Origin of the sequence: Ornithinibacillus scapharcae TW25 (assembly GCF_000190475.1) — a bacterium.
Taxonomy (GTDB): Bacteria; Bacillota; Bacilli; order Bacillales; family Amphibacillaceae; genus Ornithinibacillus; species Ornithinibacillus scapharcae.
Map to the genome: position 1 here is coordinate 1 of NZ_AEWH01000016.1, position 3,365 is coordinate 3,365.

General features: G+C 34.9%; 3 protein-coding genes. All 3 read right to left on the reverse strand.

From position 1 onward, the window contains the following. The coding region (locus G5W_RS0104255; RefSeq protein ID WP_010094508.1) for a GNAT family N-acetyltransferase at window positions 1-530 on the reverse strand (530 nt) is incomplete at its 3' end. A 255-nt stretch (window positions 531-785) separates the two neighbouring features. Beyond that, the gene (locus G5W_RS0104260) at window positions 786-2,087 is read right to left on the reverse strand and encodes an FAD-dependent oxidoreductase (protein WP_010094510.1); all 1,302 of its coding nucleotides are present in this window, start codon (window positions 2,085-2,087) and stop codon (window positions 786-788) included. Between the two features lie 97 nt (window positions 2,088-2,184). Further along, entirely contained in the window at window positions 2,185-3,162 is a 978-nt protein-coding gene (locus G5W_RS0104265; RefSeq protein ID WP_010094512.1) for an aldo/keto reductase, read from the reverse strand. Window positions 3,163-3,365 lie beyond the last annotated feature (203 nt).

Consider the following 3,365-nt stretch of genomic DNA (forward strand, 5'->3'; position numbering starts at 1 on the left):
AAACTTTCCCATTCTTCCCGTAAAATTCCCATACGAATAGAATCATAATAATTACCTTCGTAGTAGCGAACTTTTCGAATTCGAGCTTCCATTTGCATACCTAATTTTTCTCCTACACGAATCATACGCTCATTGCCAGACCAAGTGGTCAAACCAACTCGTACTACAGGCAATGTATTAAAAATGTGATCAATCCAAAGTTTTAAGGAACGAGTTCCTATGCCTTTGCCCCAATTATGTGATTCATGTAGAACAATTCCTACTTCCAACCAATTTTTTTGATCATCTTCAAAGTAATAGGAAACAATACCACATACTAGTTCATCCACACAAATAACCCAATAATCATCATTCCCAATCCAAGTAATGCCCTTTTCCATAAATTGTTCATATGGCATAGACTTGTGTGGAAAATATGGCGCATCCCATTTTTTCCACTCTGGTGTATCCTCTTTATAAATTAGCTCCCAAAGTCTAGTTAAATCTCTTTCCTCAACCGGACGAATTAATAAATCATGATCACGGTACATAAACTTCCTCTTTTCAAGATTTAATAGTTTTTTTGGATTGAAAAGAAGAATAGCACTATCTTTACTTTTCAATCACCTTGTTTAATAGTTTGCTTCTCATTTATATCACACCTTTCTAAATAGTCTTTCATTTATTAACCTTTTAGTAATAATATACTATATTTTGCTAACCAGCAATTTCAATGATTTAAATTAATCCTCCGAATACAGCTTCTTCTTGAAAACCACTAAGAGTTTAATTGTAAGGATTTTTCCTCAAATGCTTTTTATATAATTTTGTAATGCAATAAAAGGAAGTTCTGATGCTGATGGATGAACACTGACAAATGATGCCGCTTGATTGATGGAGACGTTTAATTTAATTATTAAAGCAATGGTTGCGATAACCTCTTTTGCTTGATGACCTACACAGGATGCTCCAACAATTATGCCATCTCTATCCCATACAATTTTCAAGAAACCCTCTCTCTTGTTAGTCATAAAGGCTTTAAAGTGACGTGTTTGGTAAGGGATCTTCTTAAAATTTATATCTTTGCCAACGGTATTAAACTGACCTACAGCTCCTATTTGTGGGTTTTCATTAAAGCATAGAGGCAGTGTGTGAATATCTATAGGGTCTGTTTTCTTCCCGGCGGCATGCAAAGCAACGACACGTGCCCTTGCGATGCCATGAATGGCGGTATAAGAGACTGGCAATAGCGCATCTCCTGTTATATAAATAGACTCGTTCAATGTTTGTCCATACTCATTACAATCAAGTGAATGATATGGATTCAGTTCTAGATTAGTATTTTCTAGTTTTAGTGAATTTAAATTAGGACGAAATCCTAATGTCACAAATACTGAATCAGCTTCGAATGTTTTGCTATCTTCGCGAATTACTTTAACACTTCCATTATTAGAGTACACCTTGTCAACCCACGGTCCACTAACAATTTGTACGCCATTATCTTTGTAAAATGAGTGCATGTATTCTATGATATCTTTATCCAATAGTGGATTTTGATTTTCTGGTAGCAACCAAGTGACACTTAGTCCTAACTGCATAAAGAGATTTACCATTTCATAGCCAATAGGGCTATCGCCAATAACTATAATGGAAGATGGGATTTCTTCCAAATTCTTTATTGTTTCATAAGAGAATATGTATTTACCATCCGGTTTTATTTTATCTGGAAAAATAGGGTGAGAACCAGTTGCTATAATTATTTTATTACTGTGAATGATCATTTCTTGATCTTTGTGCCCAATTACTTTCACAGATTTTTCATTTACAAAGGAAGCAAATCCAGTTACTAGTTGAACGCCAGCATTTAATAGTAGCTCTTTTTGTTGTTCTACCCAATCATTATAAATAGTCTTAAATTGTTCAAGTGAGAAACTGCCTTTCTTCTTAATCTCTTCTATATTTTCTAAAAATATATTCGTATATCCAGACTTCCAATCACCAACAGACTCATTTGATACAAGCGTTACATTATTGGAATAAACACTAGCTGTTAATGCTGCTTCAACCCCAGATGGTCCTCCACCAATTATTAGTATATCCGTGTTCATATGTACCCTCCTTTTTGTGACTAATTTCACAAATACTCAAGTACCTCTCCTATAAGTACTATTATGTAGCTCTTATAGGAGAATCTCATTATCAAATTTAAGGTAACCTTTTACCACGTGAGGCAACATAGAGAGAATACCATTCTTCACGAGTCATAAGCTCCGCTTGCCTTATTGCATCTTGACATTTTGCAATTCTCTCTGGGTTTGTTGTACCTATAACAGGCTGTATCATAGCAGGATGACGCATTAACCATCCAAGCACAATTGCTTCTGTAGAGGTTTCTTTTTCTGTAGCCAACTTCTCTACCAATTCTATTGTTGCAAGATCAGATTCTGATAGATTATCGCTAGCACGACCAGAATACATTCCATTTGCTAGAGGTCCCCAGGCTTGAATTTGTACATTGTTTAAGCGACAATATTCTAGCGTTCCATCTGGGAAATTCACTCCTGTTCCTTCTTTTTGGTTCACTAACACACCTTGGTCTAACCAATCAATTTGTTTTAAGCTCATATTCAGTTGGTTTACAACCATAGGTTGAGAACAATAAGCATTTAAAAATTGGATTTGAGAACCACTCATGTTAGAAACCCCGAAATGACGAACTTTTCCTGACACCTTCAATGTTTCAAATGCCTCTGCCACTTCTTCTGGTTCCATCAAGGGGTCTGGGCGATGTAATAAAAGAATATCTAAATACTCGGTATTCAATCTATTTAAGATACCATCCACTGAATTCAAGATATGATTCTTTGAGAAATCATACCGACCTGGATTTTTGCCATCTGCAAATCGTATTCCACATTTAGATTGAAGTACCACATTTCCTCTAAGTTCTGGACGTGATTTTAAGATTTCACCAAATACTTTTTCTGCTTTTCCCGACCTATAGATGTCAGCATGATCAAACATCGTAATTCCGTTAGATAATGCTGTATCAATTGCCTTTTCTGCTTTTAACACGTCCTTTTTTGAATATGGAGTTCGATCCCAATCCCCACCAAAACCCATAAAACCAAGTATAAGACGACTAGTTGTGATTTCTCTTTTTTCAATAGGCATTATTTTCATGTTGTATTCCTCCTGAACTTATTAAAAAGAATAATTATTATTAAATTATACCAAGATTAGTCTTTCTATTGCTCTTAAAATATGCGTATAATCTACCAAATGACAGCCTACACCATATATCTATATACCTTATTTGCAGAATTAATTGGATCTTCCATTTCGAAATAAATGTTTTTCGTCCTAACCAAATAATCTTCTTTTAT